The organism is Mycobacterium paraintracellulare (assembly GCF_000276825.1).
Classification (GTDB): Bacteria; Actinomycetota; Actinomycetes; order Mycobacteriales; family Mycobacteriaceae; genus Mycobacterium; species Mycobacterium intracellulare.
In genome coordinates this window covers 1,368,574-1,388,109 of the sequence record NC_016948.1, presented here as the reverse complement: position 1 = coordinate 1,388,109, position 19,536 = coordinate 1,368,574, and the positions used below count along the sequence as shown (strand labels likewise).

The window sequence follows — 19,536 nt, the reverse complement described above, 5'->3', positions numbered from 1 at the left end:
CTTCCTAGTGGTGCTACCTAGCGGGCGTCGGCGAGCGCGTTTGCGCCACCGACGATTTCGCTAATCTCCTGGGTGATCTGGGCCTGCCGCTCGCGGTTCGCCATCAGCGTCAGGGCCTTGATGAGGTCGTCTGCGTTGTCGGTGGCCGACTTCATCGCGCGTTGGCGCGAGGCCAGCTCCGATGCCGCCGATTCGAGCAGCGCCTCGTAAACACGGGTGGTCAGGTACCGCGGCAACAGCGACTCGAAAAGCGTTGTCGCATCCGGCTCGAACGAATACAACGTTCGCACTTCGGGCGGTTCCTCGACATATTCGACCACCATGGGGGCGATCCGGTGTGCGACCGCCGCCTGCGACAACATCGACTTGAACTCGCTGTAGACGATGTGCAACTCGTCGACGCCCTCGACGTCGGACTGGCCTTCGTCCTCGTCGCCGGTGCCCAGCATGAACGCGTTGACCAGCGTCTCGCCGATCTCGGCGGCGTTCTCGTACTGCGGCTGCTCGGAGAAGCCGGTCCAGGAGCCGCTGATGTCCCAGTTGCGGAACTTGTAGTAATTCAGCGCTTTACGGCCGACGGCGTACAGCACCGGCGTCTTGCCTTGTTCCCGCAGCAAGGAGAAGAGCTCCTCGGCGCGGCGGAAGATGCTCGCGTTGTAGGCACCGCACAGACCTCGGTCCGACGTCACCACCAGCACGCCCGCCCGCTTCGGTTCGGGCCGCTCGACGAGCAACGGGTGGTCGAGGGCGGCCTCGGCGGCCAGCGTGGTGAGCATCGCGGTGATCTGGAAGGCGTACGGTCTGGCGGCGTCCAGCCGCGCCTGAGCGCGACCGATCCGCGACGTCGCGATCAGCTCCTGGGCCTTGGTGATCTTTTTGATCGACCCGGCCGAGCGGATGCGTCCGCGCAATTCACGAAGTGTGGCAGCCATAGGTTGCTACTTCTTTGCCTTCTTCTTGGGTGCGGGCTTGGTGACCTTCACCGATTCCTTTTCGAGCTCGCCCTCATCGAGCGCCTCGACGTGCTCGTCGGGCACCACCGATCCACCACCGGTGGCGGCGAAGCCCTTCTTGAAGTTGTTGATGACCTTCTCGAGTTCTTCGGCCGCCTCGTCGGAGAGCTTCTGGGTGTCGCGGATCCCCGACAGGAGTTTCTCTTCGGAGGCCCGGATGTGGTCCAGCAATTCGGTTTCGAAGCGCCGGACGTCCTCAACGGGCACCGAGTCCAGGTGGCCACCGGTGCCGAGGAAGATCGAGATCACCTGCTCCTCGACGGGCATGGGCTGGTACTGGGGCTGCTTGAGCAGCTCCACCAGCCGCGCGCCACGGTCCAGCTGGGCCTTCGACGTCGCGTCGAGGTCGGAGGCGAAGGCCGCGAACGATTCCAATTCGCGGAATTGCGAGAGGTCCAAACGCAGCGAGCCCGCCACTTCCTTCATCGCCTTGATCTGGGCGGCGCCGCCCACGCGGGACACCGAGACACCGACGTTGATGGCCGGCCGCACACCCTGGTTGAACAGGTCGGACTCGAGGAAGCACTGCCCGTCGGTGATCGAGATGACGTTGGTGGGGATGTAGGCCGAAATGTCGTTGGCCTTGGTCTCGATGATCGGCAGACCGGTCAGCGAGCCGCCACCGAGTTCGTCGGAAAGCTTGGCGCAACGCTCCAAAAGCCTTGAGTGCAGGTAGAACACGTCACCCGGGTAGGCCTCGCGGCCGGGCGGGCGGCGCAGCAGCAGCGAGATCGCGCGGTATGCCTCGGCCTGCTTGCTCAGGTCGTCGAAGACGATCAGCACGTGCTTGCCGTCGTACATCCAGTGCTGGGCGATCGCCGAACCGGTGTAGGGCGCAAGCCATTTGAACCCGGCCGAGTCGGACGCCGGCGCCGCGACGATGGTGGTGTAGTCCATCGCACCACCCTCTTCGAGCGCGCGCCGGACCGAGGCGATCGTGGTGCCCTTCTGGCCGATGGCCACGTAGACGCAGCGCACCTGCTTGCGCTCGTCGCCGGACTCCCAGTTCTGCCGTTGGTTGAGGATGGTGTCGACGCAGACGGCGGTCTTGCCGGTCTTGCGGTCGCCGATGATCAGCTGGCGCTGGCCGCGGCCGATCGGCGTCATCGCGTCGATGGCCTTGATCCCGGTCTGCAGGGGCTCTTTCACGCTTTGCCGCTGAACCACCGAGGGCGCCTGGATCTCCAGGGCGCGCCGGACGTCGGTTTCGATGTCGCCCTGACCGTCGATCGGCTGGCCCAGCGGGTTGACCACGCGGCCCAGGAACGCGTCGCCGACGGGGACCGAGAGGACCTCGCCGGTGCGCTTGACCTGCTGGCCCTCTTCGATCTTCTCGAAGTCACCCAGGATCACCGCGCCGACGTTGTGCTCGTCGAGGTTGAGCGCGACGCCGAGCACGCCGCCGGGGAACTCGAGAAGTTCCTGGGTCATCACGGACGGCAGGCCTTCGACGTGGGCGATGCCGTCACCGGCGTCGACGACGGTACCGACCTCTTCGCGGGCGGTGTCGGAGGTGAAAGAGCCTACGTACTCCTCGATGGCGCTCTGAATGTCACCAGCGGAGATTGTCAACTCGGCCATGGCTTTTCGTCTTCCTACTTGATCTTCGTAACGCGTGCGTCGGGATGGATTTGTGGTTGGTCTGGGGTGGTCAGTCGGGCAACTGCGCCTCGGCCGCGGTCAGACGGGACGCGAGCGTTCCGTCGATCACTTCATCGGCCACCGAGATGAGCAGCCCGCCCAGCAGTTCGCTGTCGATCTGCAGCTGCACCGCCACCGGGTGACCATAGATGCGGCTGAGCACCTCGGTCAGGCGGGTGCGCTGGGCGTCGCTCAGGTCGGCCGCGGCGCTGACCTGCGCGACGACTTCGCCGCGGCGCGCCACCGCGACCTCTGCGAGGAACTGGATGGCCTCCTCGGCCGGCTGGCCCCTGAGCAACTCGACCGTCTGGGTCAGCAGCGCGGCCGCGATCGGATGAACCTTGGTGCTCGCGCTGTCGAGCACCTTGCGCAGCAACGCAACTCGGCCTTCCACCGGAACGGCGTAGTCGCCCAACAAGATCGCCAGTCGTGGTTGCGCGTCCAGGATGCGCGAGAACCGGAACAGTTGTTCCTCGATCTCGTCGACCTTGTCCTCACGTTCGGCGACTTCGAGCAGCGCCTGCCGCGAGACATGCTCGAGGGCGTCGATGAGGTCGGAACTGGCCGACCAGCGCTCCGATACGGCCGAGCGCAGAACGTCGAGGGTAGCGTCGCCGACCTGGCCGGCGAGCAACCGCTCGATCAACCGGGTCCTGGGTTCCGCGTCCTCGGCGGGCACGGTGAGGTACCGGGTGACAACGATTTCGCGGTCCAGCATCTGCGCCACGGAGACGAGTTCGCCGGACAGGGTGGAAAGTCCCTTGTTGTCAAGGTCTTTGGTGATGGTGCTGAACCACTCCGAGAGGTTGGTCAGCGCGACACGGCTCGACGAGCGCATCTTGGTCATCAGCGGATACTGGACATCCGCCGAGGCGGGCGCCATCGCGTCGAGGTCGTCGAGGAATCGATCCACGGTGGCCGATTGCTGTGCGGAGTCGGCGACGAAGTTACGCACCAGCTCGCCGGCCTGGCGCACCGCTTCGTGACCGAGTTCCAGGCGCAGCTGACGACTCAGCTGGGTACGCAGCAGGTCGACCTGGCGGCCGCCCTGCGACTTGATGCGTTCCGCCTCGACACCGGCCTGGGCCGACAACTGCTCGGTGATGCGCTTGGAGTCCGACTCCGCCTCTTCGACAACGCGTTTCGACTCTGCCTTGGCGTCCTCCACGGCCTTGCTGTGGGCGGTGGTCGACTCGGTCAACCGATCGCTCGCCGCGGCCGCGTCCTTCAATTGCTGGCGCACCGTGGCCTGCCGCGCGGCCATCAACCGACGCACCGGCGGCACGACATAACGCACCACCAGGAACACGATGGCCGCAAAGCCCACCAACTGGCCGATGAAAGTCGACATACGTAATTACCGTCCGGATGTCTTGGTTGCGGATGTGGTCGCTGCAGCGGGGGCGACGTCGACGCCGAGGATGCGACTGGCCAACGTCGCCGCCATGGACGCCACGTTGGCACGCAGATCCAGTTCCACGGCGTCCCTTTCCCGCTTCAGTTGCTGGGCGGCCAGCTGCAACGTCGAGGACACCTCTTGCTCGGCCCGGGCCCGCGCCTCTTCCACGACCTTACGGCCCTCGGCGCGCGCGTTGTCGCGTAACGACGACGCCTGCACTCGGGCTTCGGTCATGGCTTCTTCGTAATCGGCCTGGGCGGCCTCGAACTGCTCGGCCGCCTTCTTGGTGTCGGCGGCCGTCTTGGCAACCATGGCGTCGCGTTCGCGCAACACCTTCATGACCGGCGGCACGACGAACGTGCCGATGACGGCCAGCACGATCAGGAAGATGGCCAGCACGAAGAAGAAGGTGCCGTTGGGAACGAGGAAGTTGTTGCCTCCCTCTGCCACCACCTGGCCGGACGCCAGAACGCTCAGGCTCGCGTCACCCATCACAGCGAACTAGGTGCCGACGGGTGTTGCGAAGACGAACAGCGCCATGAAGGCCAGGTTGATGAAGTAGGCCGCCTCAACCAGACCGACGGTGATGAAGAACGGCGTGAACAGCCGACCTTGCGCCTCGGGCTGCCGGGCGATCCCGGAAACCAGCGCGTTACCGGCGATACCGTCACCGATACCGGCACCGATCGCGCCGCCGCCCATGATGAGTCCACCGCCGATGAGTGCAGCGGCAGCGACTTGGGGGTCCAGAGCCATTCTTATCCTCCTTGATATCTGGTAGGGGTCTACCAGGCCTCTGTAATGGTGCGTGGGACAAAACAATTCATGGTGGCTTTAGTCATGGTGATCCTCGATCTCCATGGCTTGACTGAAGTACAAGATGGTCAGAATCGAGAAGATGAAGGCCTGGATCGCCCCGACGAACAGGTCGAAGGCCTTCCAGATCGCGTTGGGCGCCCACATGATGTACGGCGGGAACAGCGCGATCAGCGCGACCAGGATGCCGCCGGCGAAGATGTTGCCGAAAAGTCGCAGCGACAACGAGATTGGCTTGGCCAGCTCCTCGACGACGTTGATCGGCGCCAGGAACGCCACGTGGCCCTTGAGCACGGCGAGGGGGTGTCCGACGACGCCGCGGCGCCAGATGCCGGCCACGTGGTAGCAGACAAAGACGAAAAGGGCCAGCGCCAGAACGTAATTGATGTCCGCCGCCGCCGACTTCAGCAGCTCGGTGGTGTGCCCGGAGGCGTCGGTGTACTGCAGCGGGAGCACCGACAGCCAGTTGGAGATCAGGATGAACACAAAGATGGTGACGGCCAGCGGCAACACGAACGGCGCGATCCGCATGCCGACCGCGCTCTCGATCTGGTCGCGCATCTGGACCGTGATGGCTTCCCAGAACAACTGAACACCGCTGGGGACACCGGTCGAGGTGATCTTCGCCCGCAGGAAGAAGGCCAGCGCGAGCACGATCAGCGCGGCGATCCCCGTCGACATGATGGTGTCGGTGTTGACGGTCATGCCGAGCCAGGTGGCGTGGTTGTGTTCGCCGACCTCGATCGCACCTTCGGCCAGGAACGTCGTCTCAGGCATCGGTGGTGTTCCTTCCTTCCGTACCTTCCGATCCTGCGTTGACGCCGCCTCCGGCACCGTCCGCGGATTCCACCCAGTCGCCGGCGCGCAGCTTCTTCCACACCGGCAGCGCCGTCGATGCCACCAAGAGGATCTGGAAAAGCGCCAATCCGAACACCACGCCCAGGCCGGCGGGCCGGAAGACGTAGGCGATGATCAGCCCGATGACGGTGATGATGGCCAGCCGAGACGCCGAGTTGACGGCCATCGACCTTTTCAGCGGGTGATCCTTCGCGGTGATCGACTCAACGGAGCGACGCACCAGTACCGCATTGAGCAAACCCAGCAGCAGCCCGATCCCGAAGAAGACGCCAACCATCAGGTGACCGGACAGCCCGGCTGCGAGCACCGCCACCGCCGTGATGGCAATGCTGATCGCGAAGAGCCGAACCGGACGGAAAGCAACAGAGGGAAACACCAACGGCGCGTCCTGCGCTGGTGTCGTCACTGCAGCACCTCAATCCCAGGTTGGTGAAACGGGAACCCCTCGACCGACTGATCGGTGGTCCGCCGAGCGTATCGCACGTCACAGTTGAATCACCCAAGGGGTATCTCCCGAGGCCGGTCTTGAACCAGCCCGATCGGATGAGCCTCCGAGGGGCCGGTCGCCTGTGCGGCTTTTTGGGGTTCTACCTGGACCGTACCACACAACACGCCCCTACTACTACCCCTCGTCGTAGTAGTCGTCACCCCGGCGCAAGAGCGGGATCGCCGTCGCGACGCCGGCGACCACGATGGCGCCCAGCATCACCGCGGCGGTGTCGCGGGGGCGGAAAAAGATCGTGCTCGCCGCGCCGAACGCGACGATGCCGACCCACAGATAAATCAGCAACACCACGCGGCGGTGGGAATGGCCGATCTGCAGCAACCGGTGATGCAGATGCATCTTGTCGGGGCTGAACGCGCTGCGGCCCGCGCGGGTGCGGCGCACGATCGCCAGCAGCAAATCGAGCATCGGCACGAAGATGACGGCCGCGACCAGCAGGAACGGTGACAGCAGGGCGAACACGTCGCGGGCGCCGTAGGCGTTTTGCGAAACGGGGCCGGCCGCCGTCGTGGAGGCGGCGGCCAGCATCAAGCCGATCAGCATCGAGCCGGAGTCGCCCATGAAGATCTTGGCGCGATGAAAGTTGTGCGGCAGAAAGCCCAGACACGCCCCCGCGAGCACCACCGAGATCACCGCCGGCGGATAGAAGAGGACGTCGCCGCCGTGGTCGCGGAGCAGCCCGACCGAGAACATGCAGATCGCCAACGCGGTGATCAGGCCCAGCCCGGCGGCCAGACCGTCGAGCCCGTCGACGAAGTTCATCGCGTTGACCACCGATACGGTGAGCGCCAGCGTCAGCAGGATCGACGACGCCTGGTCGAGCACGATGGTGCCGACCCCGCCCATGGGGATGTACAGGACGCTCCAGGCCACACCCATGGTGACCAGCACGCTGGCCGCGGTGATCTGGCCGGCGAACTTGGTCAGGGCGTCCAGGCCCCACCGGTCGTCGATCAGCCCGATCCCCATGATGACCGCGCCGGCCACCAGGACCGCTGGCATGCCCGTGGAGTAGACGAACCCGCGGGTGAGCGCGGGAAGCTGGGAGGCCAGGAACACCGCGGTGACGACGCCGAGAAACATCGCCAGCCCGCCCATGCGCGGGGTGGGTGTGACATGTACGTCGCGCTCCCGAGGGTAGGCGACGGCGCCCAGCCGGGTCGCCAGCACGCGGACCGGTCCGGTGGCGAAATAGGTGATGATCGCCGCGGTGAGTCCCACCAGCGCCAGCTCGCGTAGCGGAACACCGGCGCCGCGGTCAGAAAGGGCGAGCAAACCACCGGCAAGGTTGGTCATGTCGCTGGACACCAACGAGACCGTAGTGCACAAACCTGGGAGCTCGCGACAACCGCTCCAGTCAGGCCTCGGCGGTCAGGCCCTCAGGATCGACACCGAGGACTTCGGCGATGCGCTCCGCGCTGACCGGGCCCGGCCGCAGGATGCGTGGCGTGGGTCCGGTCAGGTCCACGATCGTGGAGGCGGCGCCCTGCTCGGACGGACCCGCTTCCAGGTAGACGTCGACGAGATCGCCGAGTTGATCTCGCGCCTCACCGGCGTCCACGGCGGCCGTACGGCCGGAGATGTTGGCGCTCGAGACCGCCAGCGGTCCCACTTCACGCAGGAGTTCGATGGCGACCGGGTGCAGCGGCATCCGCAGCATCACGGTGCCGCGGGCATCGCCGAGGTCCCACTGCAACGACGGCGCCTGTGTGACCACCAGGCTGAGCGCGCCCGGCCAGAACGCGCGGATCAGGTCGCGGGCGCCGTCCGGCATGGTGTAGACGAGCCCCTCGATGGTGTGCCAGGAGCCGACCAGCACGCCCACCGGCATGTCGCGCCCACGCCCCTTCGCCGAGAGCAGCGCCGAGACCGCGGCGCTGTTGAACGCGTCGGCACCGATGCCGTACACCGTGTCGGTCGGCATGACCACGAGCCGCCCGCCCTTGAGAGCTCCTGCCGCCGCGGCGATTCCGAGCGCGCGCTGCTCGGGATCGGCGCAGTCAAAGACGTCGGTCATTGGCGCCACTCCTCCTCATCGCTGCGCTCTGCATCGTCGCGACGCGCGTCATCGGCGCCACTCCTCCTCATCGCTGCGCTCTGCATCGTCGCGACGCGCGTCATTGGCGCCACTCCTCCTCGCCGTCACGAACCGCGGCCGGCCGGTCAAGTCCTGACGCGCCTGGACGTCCTCGAAAAGCCCGGTGCGAACGAACAATTCCATGGTCTCGCGCGAGGTGGTGTCGTCATGCTCGATGCCGATCAGCCCCCCGGGACGCAGCCAACGGCCGGCGAGGCGCACTATCGGAGCAATCACCGCCAGACCGTCCGGCCCGCCGAACACCGCCTGGTAGGGATCATGTTGGGCGACTTCAGGGTCCAGCACGGCGCCTTCGGGAACATAGGGCGGGTTGGCCACGATCAGGTCGACCCTTCCGTCCAGTTGCGGAAGCAGACCGGGTTCGGTGACGTCGGCCCGCACGATCTCGACCGCCGTGCCCTCAGCGTTACCGCGCGCGTACTCGAGGGCGGCGTCGGAGTTGTCGAGAGCGACGATTCGTGCCTCCTGCCCCAATTCGGCCCGGTGGTGGGCCAGCGCCACCGCCAAAGCGCCGGACCCGGTGCACAGGTCGACGATGACCGGCCGGGGCGCAAGTCGTTGCGCGCGGGCCCATTCCAGCAGGGCCTCGGTTTCGGGGCGGGGTATGAACACGCCGGGGCCGACGCGCAGCTGCACCGGACCGAATGCCGCCGTCCCCAGCAGATGCTGCAGCGGCACGCGTCGCGAACGGACGGCCACCGCGTCGCGGTACCGTCCGAGAAAGTCCTCGCCGGGCGATTCGAGCAACGCCAGGCGACCGCGGTCGATGCCCGCCAGGTGCGCGGCCAGCTGCTCGGCATCCCAACGCGCGGAGTCGATTCCCGCTTCGGCGAGGGTGGCCGTCGCATCGTCGATCGCGCGCCGCAGGCTGAGCTGGCGTGTCCCGCTCCTCATCGCTTCGCTCCGCGTCGCCGCTGGGACGTCATGCTTGTTGCAGCCGGCTTTGCTTGTCGGCCGCGGCCAGGGCATCGAACAACGCATCCAGGTCGCCGTCGAGCACTTGATCGAGATTGTGCGACTTGAAGTTGATGCGGTGGTCGGCGATCCGGTTCTCCGGGAAGTTGTAGGTGCGGATGCGCTCGCTGCGGTCCACCGTGCGGATCTGGCTGGCCCGGTCCGCCGACGCGTCCGCCAGCGCCTGTTCTTCGGCCAAGGACTGCAGGCGCGCCGCCAGAACCTGCAGCGCCCGCGCCTTGTTCTGTAGCTGCGAGCGCTCGTTTTGACAGGTGACCACGATTCCGGTGGGCAAGTGCGTGATCCGCACCGCGGAGTCGGTGGTGTTGACACCCTGGCCGCCCTTGCCCGACGAACGGTAGACGTCGATGCGCAGGTCCGACTCGTCGATCTGCACCTCGCCGATTTCTTCGGGTTCGGGATACACGAGCACACCCGCCGCCGAAGTGTGAACGCGGCCTTGGGATTCCGTCACCGGGACGCGTTGAACCCGGTGCACCCCGCCCTCGAACTTCATCCGCGACCAGACCCCGTCGGCCGAATCACCCTTGCTGGCGATGGACAGCGTCGCGTCCTTGTAACCGCCGAGGTCCGAGGTGGTTTCGTCCAGCACGGTGACGGTCCAGCCGTGCCGCTCGGCGTAGCGAATGTACATCCGGGCCAGGTCGGCGGCGAACAGCGCCGACTCTTCCCCGCCCTCACCGGATTTGACCTCGAGCACGATGTCGTCGGCGTCGTGCGGGTCGCGCGGGGCCAGCATGTCGGTGAGCTGGGTGTCCAACTCGGCCACCCGGGATTCCAGATCGCTCGCCTCGGCGGCGAAGGAATCGTCGTCGGCGGCCAGTTCGCGCGCGGCCTCGAGGTCGTCACGGGCGGCCATCAGCTTGCGGTAGGTGCCGACGATCGGGGCCAGCCGCGCGAAGCGCCGTCCGGCCTTGCGGGCCTCGTCGGGGTTGCTGTGCAGTTCGGGGTCGGCCAGCCGTCGCTCGAGGTCGGCGTGCTCGGCCAGCAGCACGTCAATGGTCTGTACCGGCTTCGTCATGCCACACCTCCTGCCCCGTTGTCGCCCGTCACTGCCGCAAACGCAAACCGACGCCCGGCCTGTGCGACTGCACGCACAGTTCGGGCGTCGGTAACCGAGCTATTTGTCGGCAGCGGCTCCGGCCTTGCGCTTGCCGTAGCGCTTCTCGAAGCGGGCGACCCGGCCACCGCTGTCCAGGATCTTCTGCTTGCCGGTGTAGAAGGGGTGGCACTGCGAGCAGACCTCGACGGTGATGTGGCCACCCTCTTTGGTGCTGCGCGTCTGGAAGGTGTTGCCGCATCCGCAGAGCACGGTGGTCTCCGCGTAGGCGGGGTGAATGTCAGCTTTCATGGTGTCCTCTTCGATCGTTTCAGCGTCCGATTATGCCGGGTCAACCGTCATGCCCCAAAACAGCGGGATGGGCTTCGCCATTCCCGGGGCGGTCGCCGCGAACTTAAATCACGGCGCTGGCGCCCGGCGTGTCTTGTGCGTGGTTTAGCGGGAGCGACGGTCCCCCTAGTCGTTGTCCATCCCGGGCGTCGTCTTGGACACCTGGACCAGGAACTCGTAGTTGGTCTTCGTCTTGCGCAGCTGCGACATCAGCAGGTCGATGGCCTGGTGGGAATCCAGGCCCGACAGCACGCGGCGCAGCTTGTGCACGATGCCGAACTCGTCCGGCGACAGCAGCAGTTCGTCCTTACGGGTGCCGGAGGGGTTCACGTCGACCGCCGGGAAGACCCGGCGTTCGGAGATCTTGCGGTCCAGCTTGAGCTCGGCGTTACCGGTGCCCTTGAACTCCTCGAAGATGACCGTGTCACCGGTGGACCCCGTCTCGACCATCGCGGTGGCGATGATGGTCAGCGAGCCGCCCTCCTCGATGTTGCGCGCGGCGCCCAGGAAGCGCTTGGGCGGGTACAGCGCGGTGGAGTCGACACCACCGGACAGGATGCGGCCCGACGCCGGCGAGGCGTTGTTGTAGGCGCGCCCGAGGCGTGTGATCGAGTCCAGCAGCACGACGACGTCCTTGCCCTGCTCGACGAGCCGCTTGGCCCGCTCGATGGCCAGCTCGGCGGCCTGGGTGTGATCGGACGGCGGCCGGTCGAAGGTCGAGGAGATGACCTCACCCTTGACCGAACGCTGCATGTCGGTGACCTCCTCGGGCCGCTCGTCGACGAGCACGACCATGAGGTGGCATTCCGGGTTGTTCTTGGTGATCGCGTTGGCGATGTCCTGCAGGATCGTCGTCTTACCCGCCTTGGGCGGCGACACGATCAGCGCACGCTGGCCCTTCCCGATCGGCATGATCAGGTCGATGACCCGCGTGGTCAGCCGGTCGGGCGTGGTTTCCAGGCGAAGACGCTGGTTGGGATACAGCGGCGTCAGCTTGGAGAAATCGGGGCGCTTCTTGGCGTCCTCGACCGAGCCGCCGTTGACGCTGTCCAGGCGTACCAGCGGGTTGAACTTCTGCCGCTGGTTGGGCTGCTCGCCTTCCTTCGGCACGCGCACCGCGCCGGTGACGGCGTCACCGCGGCGCAGGCCGTTCTTGCGCACCATGTTCATCGACACGTAAACGTCATGGGGCCCGGCCAGGTAGCCGGAGGTGCGCACGAACGCGTAATTGTCGAGGACGTCAAGAATGCCGGCTACCGGCTGGACGACGTCGTCCTCGCGCAGTTCGGCGTCGCCGCCCTCTCCGGAGCGCTCGCCCCGGCGCCGGCGGTCGCGGAAGCGGCGTCCCCGCCGGCCGCCGCGTCCTTCGCCGTCGTCGTCCTGCTGGTTCGACCCGCCACGGCCCTGCTGGCCGCCGGAGCCCTGTTGATCCTCGCTCCCGCCACCCTGGCCGCGGTTCTCGTTCTGGTTGTCTTTGTCCTGCTTGCCTTCGCGGCCGTCGGTCTCGCCGGTGGCGCCGCCATCTCGGCCGCCGGCGCGCTCGCGATCGGCATCCTCGTTGGCGCGGTCGGTCGATCCCGCGTCGCGGGAAGCGCCGCGTCGTTCGCGGCGGGGCGCCTCGGTGGGGGCCGCGCCGTTCTGGCCTTCCTTGGCCGCCGGTGCGTCAGCGCCGTTGTCGTCCTTGGTGTCTTTGGTGTCGTCGTCTTTGGTGTCCGGCTTGCCGCTGTCCTCAGTGGACTTCGTGCCGTTGGCGGGCACGCCGTTGGCCTGTCCCCTGACTTCTTTGATCGCGGCGATCAGTTCGTTCTTACGCATTCCCGACGTCCCTTTGACGCCGACCTGGTTAGCCAGCGCGCGTAGCTCGGGCAGCACCATGGTGGACAGGGCGCCGGCCGAAGCGTTCGTCTTCGCGTCGGGAGTGTCGGTGGTCACGGCATTAGACAGTTGATTGGCGTCAGTGTTTTCGCCAGCCGTGAACAGGTCCGTATCAGTCACGGAGTTCCTTTCTTCCCCCAATGATCACGTCATACGGGGGGTTCGTTGCATTCAGCCAAATTGCCGAGTGCGCCCAATCATCGACTCTGCAACGGTGATCGCCTGGATCGGCGGAGTAAACGGCGAACCTCGTCCACAAGAAGAATTGGTGTTGTCCTAGCGGCAAGGCAGTATGGATGCAGATGCAGATGCTGCGATTGCTGGACGGCTCCGAGGATAGCCCCCATCCCTGCTGGAAGCAAGCAAACCCTCCGGCCACGCTGTTGATCAACCCGCGACGGTGACTCCCGGACTCCAGCGAACTCGTTCGCCGGCAGCCATCTTGATGAGGGCAAATCCGCTTGTGGCGGCGTACTCCACCGCCTCCGGGGGCAACCCCGCCGCCGTGGTCATCGCGATCACCGATGGACCAGCCCCGGACAGCGTCGCTGCCACGTTATGACGCCGCAGCAGCCGCAAATATTCCGCCGAGGCGGGCATGGCCGGTGCGCGCTGCGGCTGGTGGAGCACATCTTCGGTGGCCGCCATGAGCAGGTCCGGGCGTTCGGTCAGCGCGACCACCAGCAACGCGGTGCGGCTGACGTTGAAGCGTGCGTCGTCATGGCTGACCTGCGCCGGCAGCAGCACGCGGGTCTCGGCCGTCAGGGAGCGTTCCTCGGGAACGGCGCAGTACAGGTGGATGTCGGGGTGAAGCCGCAGCGGCACCGCCGCGTACCGCGGGTGATCACCGCTGCGGTCGACCCACGACACGACCGCACCGCCCAGCACGGCCGCCGCCGCGTTGTCGGGATGACCCTCGAAGTCCGAGGACAATTGAATCAGCTGGGTGTCGTCGAGCGTCTGCCAATCCGTCTGCGCGACAAGGCCGTTCGCGGCCGCAAGCCCGCCCACCACCGCCGCCGCTGACGAGCCCAGGCCGCGGGAATGGGGGATGGCGTTGCGGCACCGCACCACCAGCCCGGGGGCGCGGACCCCGACAGCTTGCAGGCCGCGCTCGAGGGCGCGCACCACCAGATGGTCGGCGTCCACCGGCAGTTGGCCGGCACCTTCCCCCTCTACCGTGACGACCAAGCCGGAAGAAGTTGTCTCCACGGTGATTTCGTCGCACAGACTCAACGCCAGACCGATGCTGTCGAAGCCCGGCCCGAGGTTTGCGCTGGAGGCCGAAACCACGGCGGTGGCTACCAGCCCGGCGGGCAGCATCGAGGTCACCAACGTGACCGCCGAGTGTGGGCGCTATGTACGTGGCCTGCCTGGAATTCGTCCATAGGCCCCACGCTCGGTGACCGCACTACGCCAGCCCCAGTTTTTCGACGACCAGGACCGGATCAACCGGCAGCGCGGTCACGGTGGGCATATCCCGTAGTGCCGTGTCGGGATCCTTGAGCCCGTTGCCCGTCACCGTGCACACGACCGTCGACCCGCGGGCCACCCAGCCGTCGTCGACGGCCTTGAGCAGACCCGCGATGCTGGCCGCCGAGGCGGGTTCGACGAAGACACCTTCGGACTCGGCCACCAGGTGGTAGGCGGCCAGGATCTCCTCGTCGGTGGCCGCCAGGAAGCGGCCGTTGGATTGGCGCTGCGCGTCGACCGCGGCCGTCCACGACGCGGGCGCGCCGATGCGGATCGCGGTCGCAATCGTTTCCGGGTTCTTGACCGGCGCACCGTTCACCAGGGGGGCCGCGCCGGCCGCCTGGGTGCCCAGCATCCGCGGCAGCTTTTCGATCAGGCCCTCGTGGTGATACTCGGTGTATCCCTTCCAGTACGCGGTGATGTTGCCCGCGTTGCCGACCGGAAGGGCGTGCACGTCCGGCGCTGCGCCGAGCGCGTCGACGATCTCGAACGCGGCCGTCTTCTGGCCCTCGATGCGCACCGGGTTGACCGAATTGACCAAGGAGATCGTCGGGAAGTCGGCGGCCATCTTTCGGGCCAGTTCCAGGCAGTCGTCGAAGTTGCCGTCGATCTGGATGATCTTGGCGCCGTGCATCACCGCCTGCGCCAGCTTGCCCATCGCGATCTTGCCCTGCGGGATCAGCACCGCGCAGGTGATCCCGGCGCGGGCGGCATAGGCCGCCGCCGACGCCGAGGTGTTGCCGGTCGAGGCGCACAACACGGCCTGTTGGCCGCGCGCCACCGCATCGGTGACCGCCATCGTCATCCCCCGGTCTTTGAAGGAGCCGGTGGGATTGAGGCCCTCGACCTTGAGATGGACTGTGCAGCCGGTCTTTTCCGACAGGCGGGTCGCCGCGATCAGCGGGGTGCCGCCCTCGAGCAGGGTGACCGGGGTCCAGTCGTCGCCCACCGGCAACCGGTCCCGGTAGGCCTCGATGAGCCCGGGCCAGGGTTGGTGGACGGCGGTGCGCGGCGCGCTCATAGGGTGGTCCCTTCCAGTCGCAGCACGCTCGTCACGCTCTGCACGGCATCGAGGTCGGCGAGCGCGTCGACGGTTTCGGACAGCGCGGCGTCCGTGGCGCGGTGGGTGACCACGACGATCCGTGCCCCCACCCGTCGTCCGCCCTCGTCCGCGACGCCCTCCTGCCGCACCTCGGCGATGCTGACCTCGCGTTTGGCGAATTCGGCTGCCACCGAGGACAACACGCCGGGCTTGTCCGCCACGTTCATGCTGACGTAGTAGCGCGTGGAGATCAAACCCATTGGGGCTACGGGGAGTTGGGCGTACTTGGATTCCCGCGGCCCGCGGCTTCCCAGCACCCGGTTGCGCGCGGCCATCACCAGGTCCCCGGCCACGGCGGACGCGGTCGGCGCGCCGCCGGCGCCCTGGCCGTAGAACATCAGCCTTCCGGAGGCCTTGGCCTCGACCACGACCGCGTTGAACGCCCCGTTGACCGTGGCCAGCGGATGCGACAGCGGCACCAAAGCCGGATAGACGCGGGCCGAGACCCGCTCCTGGCCATCGCCGTCCGTGATGCGCTCGCAGATGGACAGCAGCTTGATGGTGCAGCCCAGCGCACGGGCGGACTCGAAGTCGGCCGGCGTGACCTTGGTGATGCCCTCGCGATAGACGTCGTCGGCGGTCACCCGCGTGTGGAACGCGATGGACGCCAGGATCGCGGCCTTGGCGGCGGCGTCGTATCCCTCGACGTCGGCGGTGGGGTCGGCCTCGGCGTAGCCGAGCGCGCTGGCCTCGGCCAGCGCGGTGTCGTAGTCGGCGCCGGTGCTGTCCATCGCGGACAGGATGTAGTTCGTGGTGCCGTTGACGATGCCCGCGACCCGCAACACCGTGTCGCCCGCAAGCGACTGGGTGAGCGGCCGGATGACGGGAATCGCGCCCGCCACCGCCGCCTCGAAATACAGGTCGACATGCGCGCTTTCGGCCGCCTGCGCCAGCTCGCCGGTGGAGATGGACAGCAGCGCCTTGTTCGCCGTGACGACCGATTTGCCGTGTTCGAGGGCGCACAGGATGGCCTTGCGGGACGGCTCGACCGGTCCCATGAGCTCCACGACGATGTCGACGTCATCGCGCGCGGCGAGCCCTTCGATGTCGTCGGTGAGCAGCTCGGCGGGAACGCCACGGTCGTCGGCGACGCGGCGCACTCCGACGCCGCGCAGCACCAGGGGCGCGCCGACGCGGGCCGCGAGGTCATCGGCGCTTTCCTCGATGATTCGGACGACTTCGCTGCCGACGTTGCCCAACCCGAGTACCGCTACACCGACCGGCTTTTCCTCACGCGGCACCAGTTCACCTCACTTCCAGACTCAGCAGATCGTCGACCGTCTCGCGGCGCAGGAGCAGGCGCGCGCGCCCGTCACGCACCGCGACGACGGCGGGACGGCAGACCATGTTGTACCGACTCGACAACGAATAGCAGTAGGCGCCGGTGGCGGCCACCCCGATGAGGTCGCCGGGATGCAGGTCGCCGGGCACCCACGTGTCGCGCACGACGATATCGCCGCTCTCGCAATGCTTTCCGACAACACGCGCCAGCTCGGCGGGTGCATCGCTGAGCCGGGAGACCAGCCTGGCGTCGTATTGGGCGTCATACAGGGCGGTGCGGATGTTGTCGCTCATGCCGCCGTCGACGCTGACATAGCGCCGGTGTGCCGTGGCACTGACGTCCACGTCCTTGACGGTGCCCACCTCGTAGAGGGTGATGGTGCCCGGTCCGGCGATGGCTCGTCCGGGCTCGACGACCAGCCGCGGTGTCGGCAGCCCGACAGCCTCCGACTCGTTCTTCACGATCGCGCTCAGCTTGGCGGCCAGTTCGCCCATCGGCGGCGGGTCGTCCGCGGCCAGATACGAGATACCAAGTCCGCCACCGAGATCCACGGTCGAGATCTGCGCGGTCTTGTCCACGCCGAACTGCTCGACGGCCTCGTGCAGCAGGCCGAGGACACGGCGCGCGGCGAGTTCGAAGCCGGCGACGTCGAAGATCTGCGAACCGATGTGGCTGTGCAGACCCACCACCCGCAGGTGTTCGGCTTCGAATACCCGGCCGACGGCGGCCAACGCCGCGCCGCTGGCCACGGACAGTCCGAACTTCTGGTCCTCGTGTGCGGTCGAGATGAACTCATGGGTGTGCGCTTCGACGCCGACCGTGAGACGGACGAAGACGTCCTGGACGATACCCGCCTCGCCCGCAATGGTATTCAGACGCTCGATCTCGGTCATCGAGTCCAAAACGACGTGGCCGACACCGGCTTTGACCGCCGCGGTCAATTCCGCGACCGACTTGTTGTTGCCGTGGAAGGTGATCCGCTCCGGCGGGAAGTTGGCGTGCAGCGCAACGGCCAGCTCGCCGCCGGTGCACACGTCGAGCGACAGGCCTTCCTCGTCGATCCAGCGCGCGATCTCGCTGCACAGAAAGGCTTTCGCGGCATAGTGCACGTTCTTGCCCCCACCGAACGCCGACGCGATCTCGCGGCAGCGGGACCGGAAATCGTCCTCGTCGACGACGAACAGCGGGGTGCCGTACTCCTGGGCGAGGTCGGTCACCGCAACCCCTGCGATGCTGGCGACTCCGCCTTCATCGCGAGTCGTGTTGCGGGGCCACACGTTTGGCGCCAACAGCAGCAGCTCCTCGGCGGATTGCGGCCGCGGCGGGCTGTCGGCGTGGCGGGTCTCTTCGGCGTGCCGAGGACCGGCGGGATGAACGTTCACATTCGCTCCGGGGCAGTGACGCCGAGTATCGCCAAGCCATTGGCGATCACCTGGCGGGTCGCCTGGCACAGCGCCAGGCGCGCGGTGTGCAGATCGGTGGGCTGCTCGTCGCCCTGCGGCAGCACCCGGCAGGAGTCGTAGAACCGGTGGTAGTCGCCGGCGAGGTCTTCCAGGTAGCGGCAGATCCGGTGCGGTTCGCGCAGCGACGACGCCGTCGTGAGCACCCGCGGGAATTCGCCGAGGGTGCGCAACAGCGTCCCCTCCTTGTCGTGGTCGAGCAGCCCGAGGTTCCCGGTGTCGGGGATGAGACCGAGTTCGGCGGCGTTGCGGGCCAGCGCCGAGAGCCGGGCGTGCGCGTATTGCACGTAATAGACCGGGTTTTCGTTGGACGCCGACGACCACAGCGCGAGGTCGATGTCGATCGGGGTGTCCACCGAGGACCGGATCAGGCTGTAGCGGGCGGCGTCGACGCCGATCGCCTCGACGAGATCGTCGAGGGTGAGCACGGTTCCGGCGCGCTTGCTCATCCGGACCGGCTGGCCGTCGCGGACCAAGTTGACCATCTGGCCGATGAGCACCTCGACGGTGGCCGGGTCCTCGCCGAGGGCGGCGGCGACCGCCTTGAGGCGGGCGATGTACCCGTGGTGGTCGGCGCCGAGCATGTAGATGCACAGGTCGAAGCCGCGTTGCCGCTTGTCCAGGTAGTAGGCGATGTCCCCGGCGATGTAGGCGGGCTTCCCGTCGCTCTTGATCACGACGCGATCCTTGTCATCACCAAAGGCACTGGCGCGCAACCATGTTGCGCCGTCCTTCTCGTAGATGTTGCCGGTCTCGCGCAGCTTGGCGAGGGCCTCGTCGACCCGTCCGCTGGTGTGCATCGCGTCTTCGTGGGTGTAGACGTCGAAGTCGGTGCCGAATTCGTGCAACGACTCCTTGATGTGGGTGAACATCAGGTCGACGCCGATGGCGCGGAAGGTCTCGTGCATCTCGGGGGCGGGCAGGCTCAGCGCGTCGGGGGCCTTCTGCACGATCTGGGCGGCGATGTCGTTGATGTAGGCGCCCGCGTAGCCGTCTTCCGGGGTGGGTTCGCCCTTGGCCGCGGCGATCAGCGAGCTGGCGAAGCGGTCGATCTGGGCGCCGTGGTCGTTGAAATAGTATTCGCGCACCACGTCGGCGCCCTGGGTGGACAGCAGCCGGCCCAGCGCGTCGCCGACCGCGGCCCAGCGGGTTCCGCCGATGTGGATCGGCCCGGTCGGGTTGGCCGAGACGAACTCCAGGTTGATGTGGTGACCGGCCAGCGCGTCGGAATGGCCGTAGCGAGCGCCGCCGTCGATGACGTTGTTGACCACGACCGCCTGCGCCGACGCCTCGAGGCGCAGGTTGATGAAGCCCGGTCCGGCCACCTCCGCGGAAGCGACGCCGTCGGCCTGCGCGAGTGCCTCGGCGAGCCATCCGGCGAGCTCGCGGGGGTTGGCACCGACCTTTTTGCCCAGCTGCATCGCCAGGTTGCTGGCGTAATCGCCGTGCTCGGGATTGCGGGGCCGCTCGACGGTCACCGTCGCCGGCAGCATGGCAGCGTCCAGCCCGCGCTCGGCCAGCACCGCGGCGGCGGTGTTTTTGAGCAGCTCAGCGAGGTCAGCGGGGGTCACGAGCGTCCATCCTATTGGCTCGCATGCCCGCGCCCCGAATCCGTTGCGGTGGCGGGGCGGCCGCCTGGATGCGCTAGT

At 67.2% G+C, this 19,536-nt stretch carries 18 protein-coding genes; all 18 read right to left on the bottom strand.

All coding sequences use genetic code 11. The annotated features are described in order from the left end of the window. Positions 1–17 precede the first annotated feature (17 nt). On the bottom strand, positions 18–932 hold the full coding sequence (locus tag OCQ_RS06685; RefSeq protein ID WP_008254818.1) for a F0F1 ATP synthase subunit gamma: 915 nt from the start codon (positions 930–932) through the stop codon (positions 18–20). A gap of 6 nt (positions 933–938) precedes the next feature. Beyond that, the gene (gene atpA, locus OCQ_RS06680) at positions 939–2,594 is read right to left on the bottom strand and encodes a F0F1 ATP synthase subunit alpha (protein WP_008254816.1); all 1,656 of its coding nucleotides are present in this window, start codon (positions 2,592–2,594) and stop codon (positions 939–941) included. Between the two features lie 70 nt (positions 2,595–2,664). Then, entirely contained in the window at positions 2,665–4,005 is a 1,341-nt protein-coding gene (locus OCQ_RS06675) for a F0F1 ATP synthase subunit B/delta (protein ID WP_008254814.1), read from the bottom strand. 6 nt (positions 4,006–4,011) lie between these two features. Further along, complete coding sequence (locus OCQ_RS06670) at positions 4,012–4,545, bottom strand: F0F1 ATP synthase subunit B (protein ID WP_008254811.1); 534 nt, start codon at positions 4,543–4,545, stop codon at positions 4,012–4,014. Positions 4,546–4,554: 9 nt separating this feature from the next. Further along, entirely contained in the window at positions 4,555–4,803 is a 249-nt protein-coding gene (locus OCQ_RS06665) for a F0F1 ATP synthase subunit C (RefSeq protein ID WP_024636915.1), read from the bottom strand. Positions 4,804–4,887: 84 nt separating this feature from the next. Next, positions 4,888–5,646, bottom strand: coding sequence for a F0F1 ATP synthase subunit A (atpB, locus tag OCQ_RS06660; RefSeq protein ID WP_008254800.1), 759 nt, complete (start codon positions 5,644–5,646; stop codon positions 4,888–4,890). Further along, on the bottom strand, positions 5,639–6,133 hold the full coding sequence (locus tag OCQ_RS06655) for an ATP synthase subunit I (RefSeq protein WP_008254797.1): 495 nt from the start codon (positions 6,131–6,133) through the stop codon (positions 5,639–5,641). The genes atpB and OCQ_RS06655 overlap by 8 nt, the downstream gene beginning before the upstream one ends. 216 nt (positions 6,134–6,349) lie before the next feature. Further along, positions 6,350–7,528: a UDP-N-acetylglucosamine--decaprenyl-phosphate N-acetylglucosaminephosphotransferase gene (gene rfe / locus OCQ_RS06650; RefSeq protein ID WP_008254794.1), complete on the bottom strand. Its 1,179-nt coding sequence runs from the start codon at positions 7,526–7,528 to the stop codon at positions 6,350–6,352. 61 nt (positions 7,529–7,589) lie between these two features. Next, a complete protein-coding gene (locus OCQ_RS06645; RefSeq protein WP_008254793.1) occupies positions 7,590–8,249 on the bottom strand; it encodes an L-threonylcarbamoyladenylate synthase in 660 nt (219 codons plus the stop codon). Positions 8,250–8,297: 48 nt separating this feature from the next. Further along, positions 8,298–9,224 carry a peptide chain release factor N(5)-glutamine methyltransferase gene (gene prmC, locus OCQ_RS06640; RefSeq protein ID WP_008254791.1) on the bottom strand — a complete coding sequence of 309 codons (927 nt, stop codon included), beginning with the start codon at positions 9,222–9,224 and terminating at the stop codon, positions 8,298–8,300. 28 nt (positions 9,225–9,252) lie between these two features. Beyond that, on the bottom strand, positions 9,253–10,326 hold the full coding sequence (prfA, locus tag OCQ_RS06635) for a peptide chain release factor 1 (protein ID WP_008254789.1): 1,074 nt from the start codon (positions 10,324–10,326) through the stop codon (positions 9,253–9,255). Positions 10,327–10,425: 99 nt separating this feature from the next. Further along, positions 10,426–10,656 (bottom strand): 50S ribosomal protein L31, encoded by a 231-nt coding sequence (gene rpmE, locus OCQ_RS06630; RefSeq protein ID WP_008254787.1) that lies wholly within the window; start codon positions 10,654–10,656, stop codon positions 10,426–10,428. Between the two features lie 165 nt (positions 10,657–10,821). Beyond that, entirely contained in the window at positions 10,822–12,690 is a 1,869-nt protein-coding gene (rho, locus tag OCQ_RS06625) for a transcription termination factor Rho (RefSeq protein ID WP_008254784.1), read from the bottom strand. 267 nt (positions 12,691–12,957) lie between these two features. Then, a complete protein-coding gene (gene thrB / locus OCQ_RS06620) occupies positions 12,958–13,905 on the bottom strand; it encodes a homoserine kinase (protein ID WP_165576447.1) in 948 nt (315 codons plus the stop codon). A 76-nt stretch (positions 13,906–13,981) separates the two neighbouring features. Further along, positions 13,982–15,064, bottom strand: coding sequence for a threonine synthase (gene thrC, locus OCQ_RS06615; RefSeq protein ID WP_008254781.1), 1,083 nt, complete (start codon positions 15,062–15,064; stop codon positions 13,982–13,984). Continuing rightward, positions 15,061–16,386 carry a homoserine dehydrogenase gene (locus OCQ_RS06610; protein ID WP_009955311.1) on the bottom strand — a complete coding sequence of 442 codons (1,326 nt, stop codon included), beginning with the start codon at positions 16,384–16,386 and terminating at the stop codon, positions 15,061–15,063. The genes thrC and OCQ_RS06610 overlap by 4 nt, the downstream gene beginning before the upstream one ends. 4 nt (positions 16,387–16,390) lie before the next feature. Further along, complete coding sequence (gene lysA, locus OCQ_RS06605; protein WP_008254777.1) at positions 16,391–17,809, bottom strand: diaminopimelate decarboxylase; 1,419 nt, start codon at positions 17,807–17,809, stop codon at positions 16,391–16,393. Then, on the bottom strand, positions 17,806–19,458 hold the full coding sequence (gene argS / locus OCQ_RS06600; protein ID WP_008254775.1) for an arginine--tRNA ligase: 1,653 nt from the start codon (positions 19,456–19,458) through the stop codon (positions 17,806–17,808). The genes lysA and argS overlap by 4 nt, the downstream gene beginning before the upstream one ends. Positions 19,459–19,536 lie beyond the last annotated feature (78 nt).

Coding starts and splice junctions, on each gene's coding strand:
- OCQ_RS06685 (WP_008254818.1), bottom strand. CDS start 932: ATGGCTGCCACACTTCGTGAATTGCGCGGACGCATCCGCTCGGCCGGG.
- atpA (WP_008254816.1), bottom strand. CDS start 2,594: ATGGCCGAGTTGACAATCTCCGCTGGTGACATTCAGAGCGCCATCGAG.
- OCQ_RS06675 (WP_008254814.1), bottom strand. CDS start 4,005: ATGTCGACTTTCATCGGCCAGTTGGTGGGCTTTGCGGCCATCGTGTTC.
- OCQ_RS06670 (WP_008254811.1), bottom strand. CDS start 4,545: ATGGGTGACGCGAGCCTGAGCGTTCTGGCGTCCGGCCAGGTGGTGGCA.
- atpB (WP_008254800.1), bottom strand. CDS start 5,646: ATGCCTGAGACGACGTTCCTGGCCGAAGGTGCGATCGAGGTCGGCGAA.
- rfe (WP_008254794.1), bottom strand. CDS start 7,528: ATGACCAACCTTGCCGGTGGTTTGCTCGCCCTTTCTGACCGCGGCGCC.
- OCQ_RS06645 (WP_008254793.1), bottom strand. CDS start 8,249: ATGACCGACGTCTTTGACTGCGCCGATCCCGAGCAGCGCGCGCTCGGA.
- prmC (WP_008254791.1), bottom strand. CDS start 9,224: ATGAGGAGCGGGACACGCCAGCTCAGCCTGCGGCGCGCGATCGACGAT.
- prfA (WP_008254789.1), bottom strand. CDS start 10,326: ATGACGAAGCCGGTACAGACCATTGACGTGCTGCTGGCCGAGCACGCC.
- rpmE (WP_008254787.1), bottom strand. CDS start 10,656: ATGAAAGCTGACATTCACCCCGCCTACGCGGAGACCACCGTGCTCTGC.
- thrC (WP_008254781.1), bottom strand. CDS start 15,064: ATGAGCGCGCCGCGCACCGCCGTCCACCAACCCTGGCCCGGGCTCATC.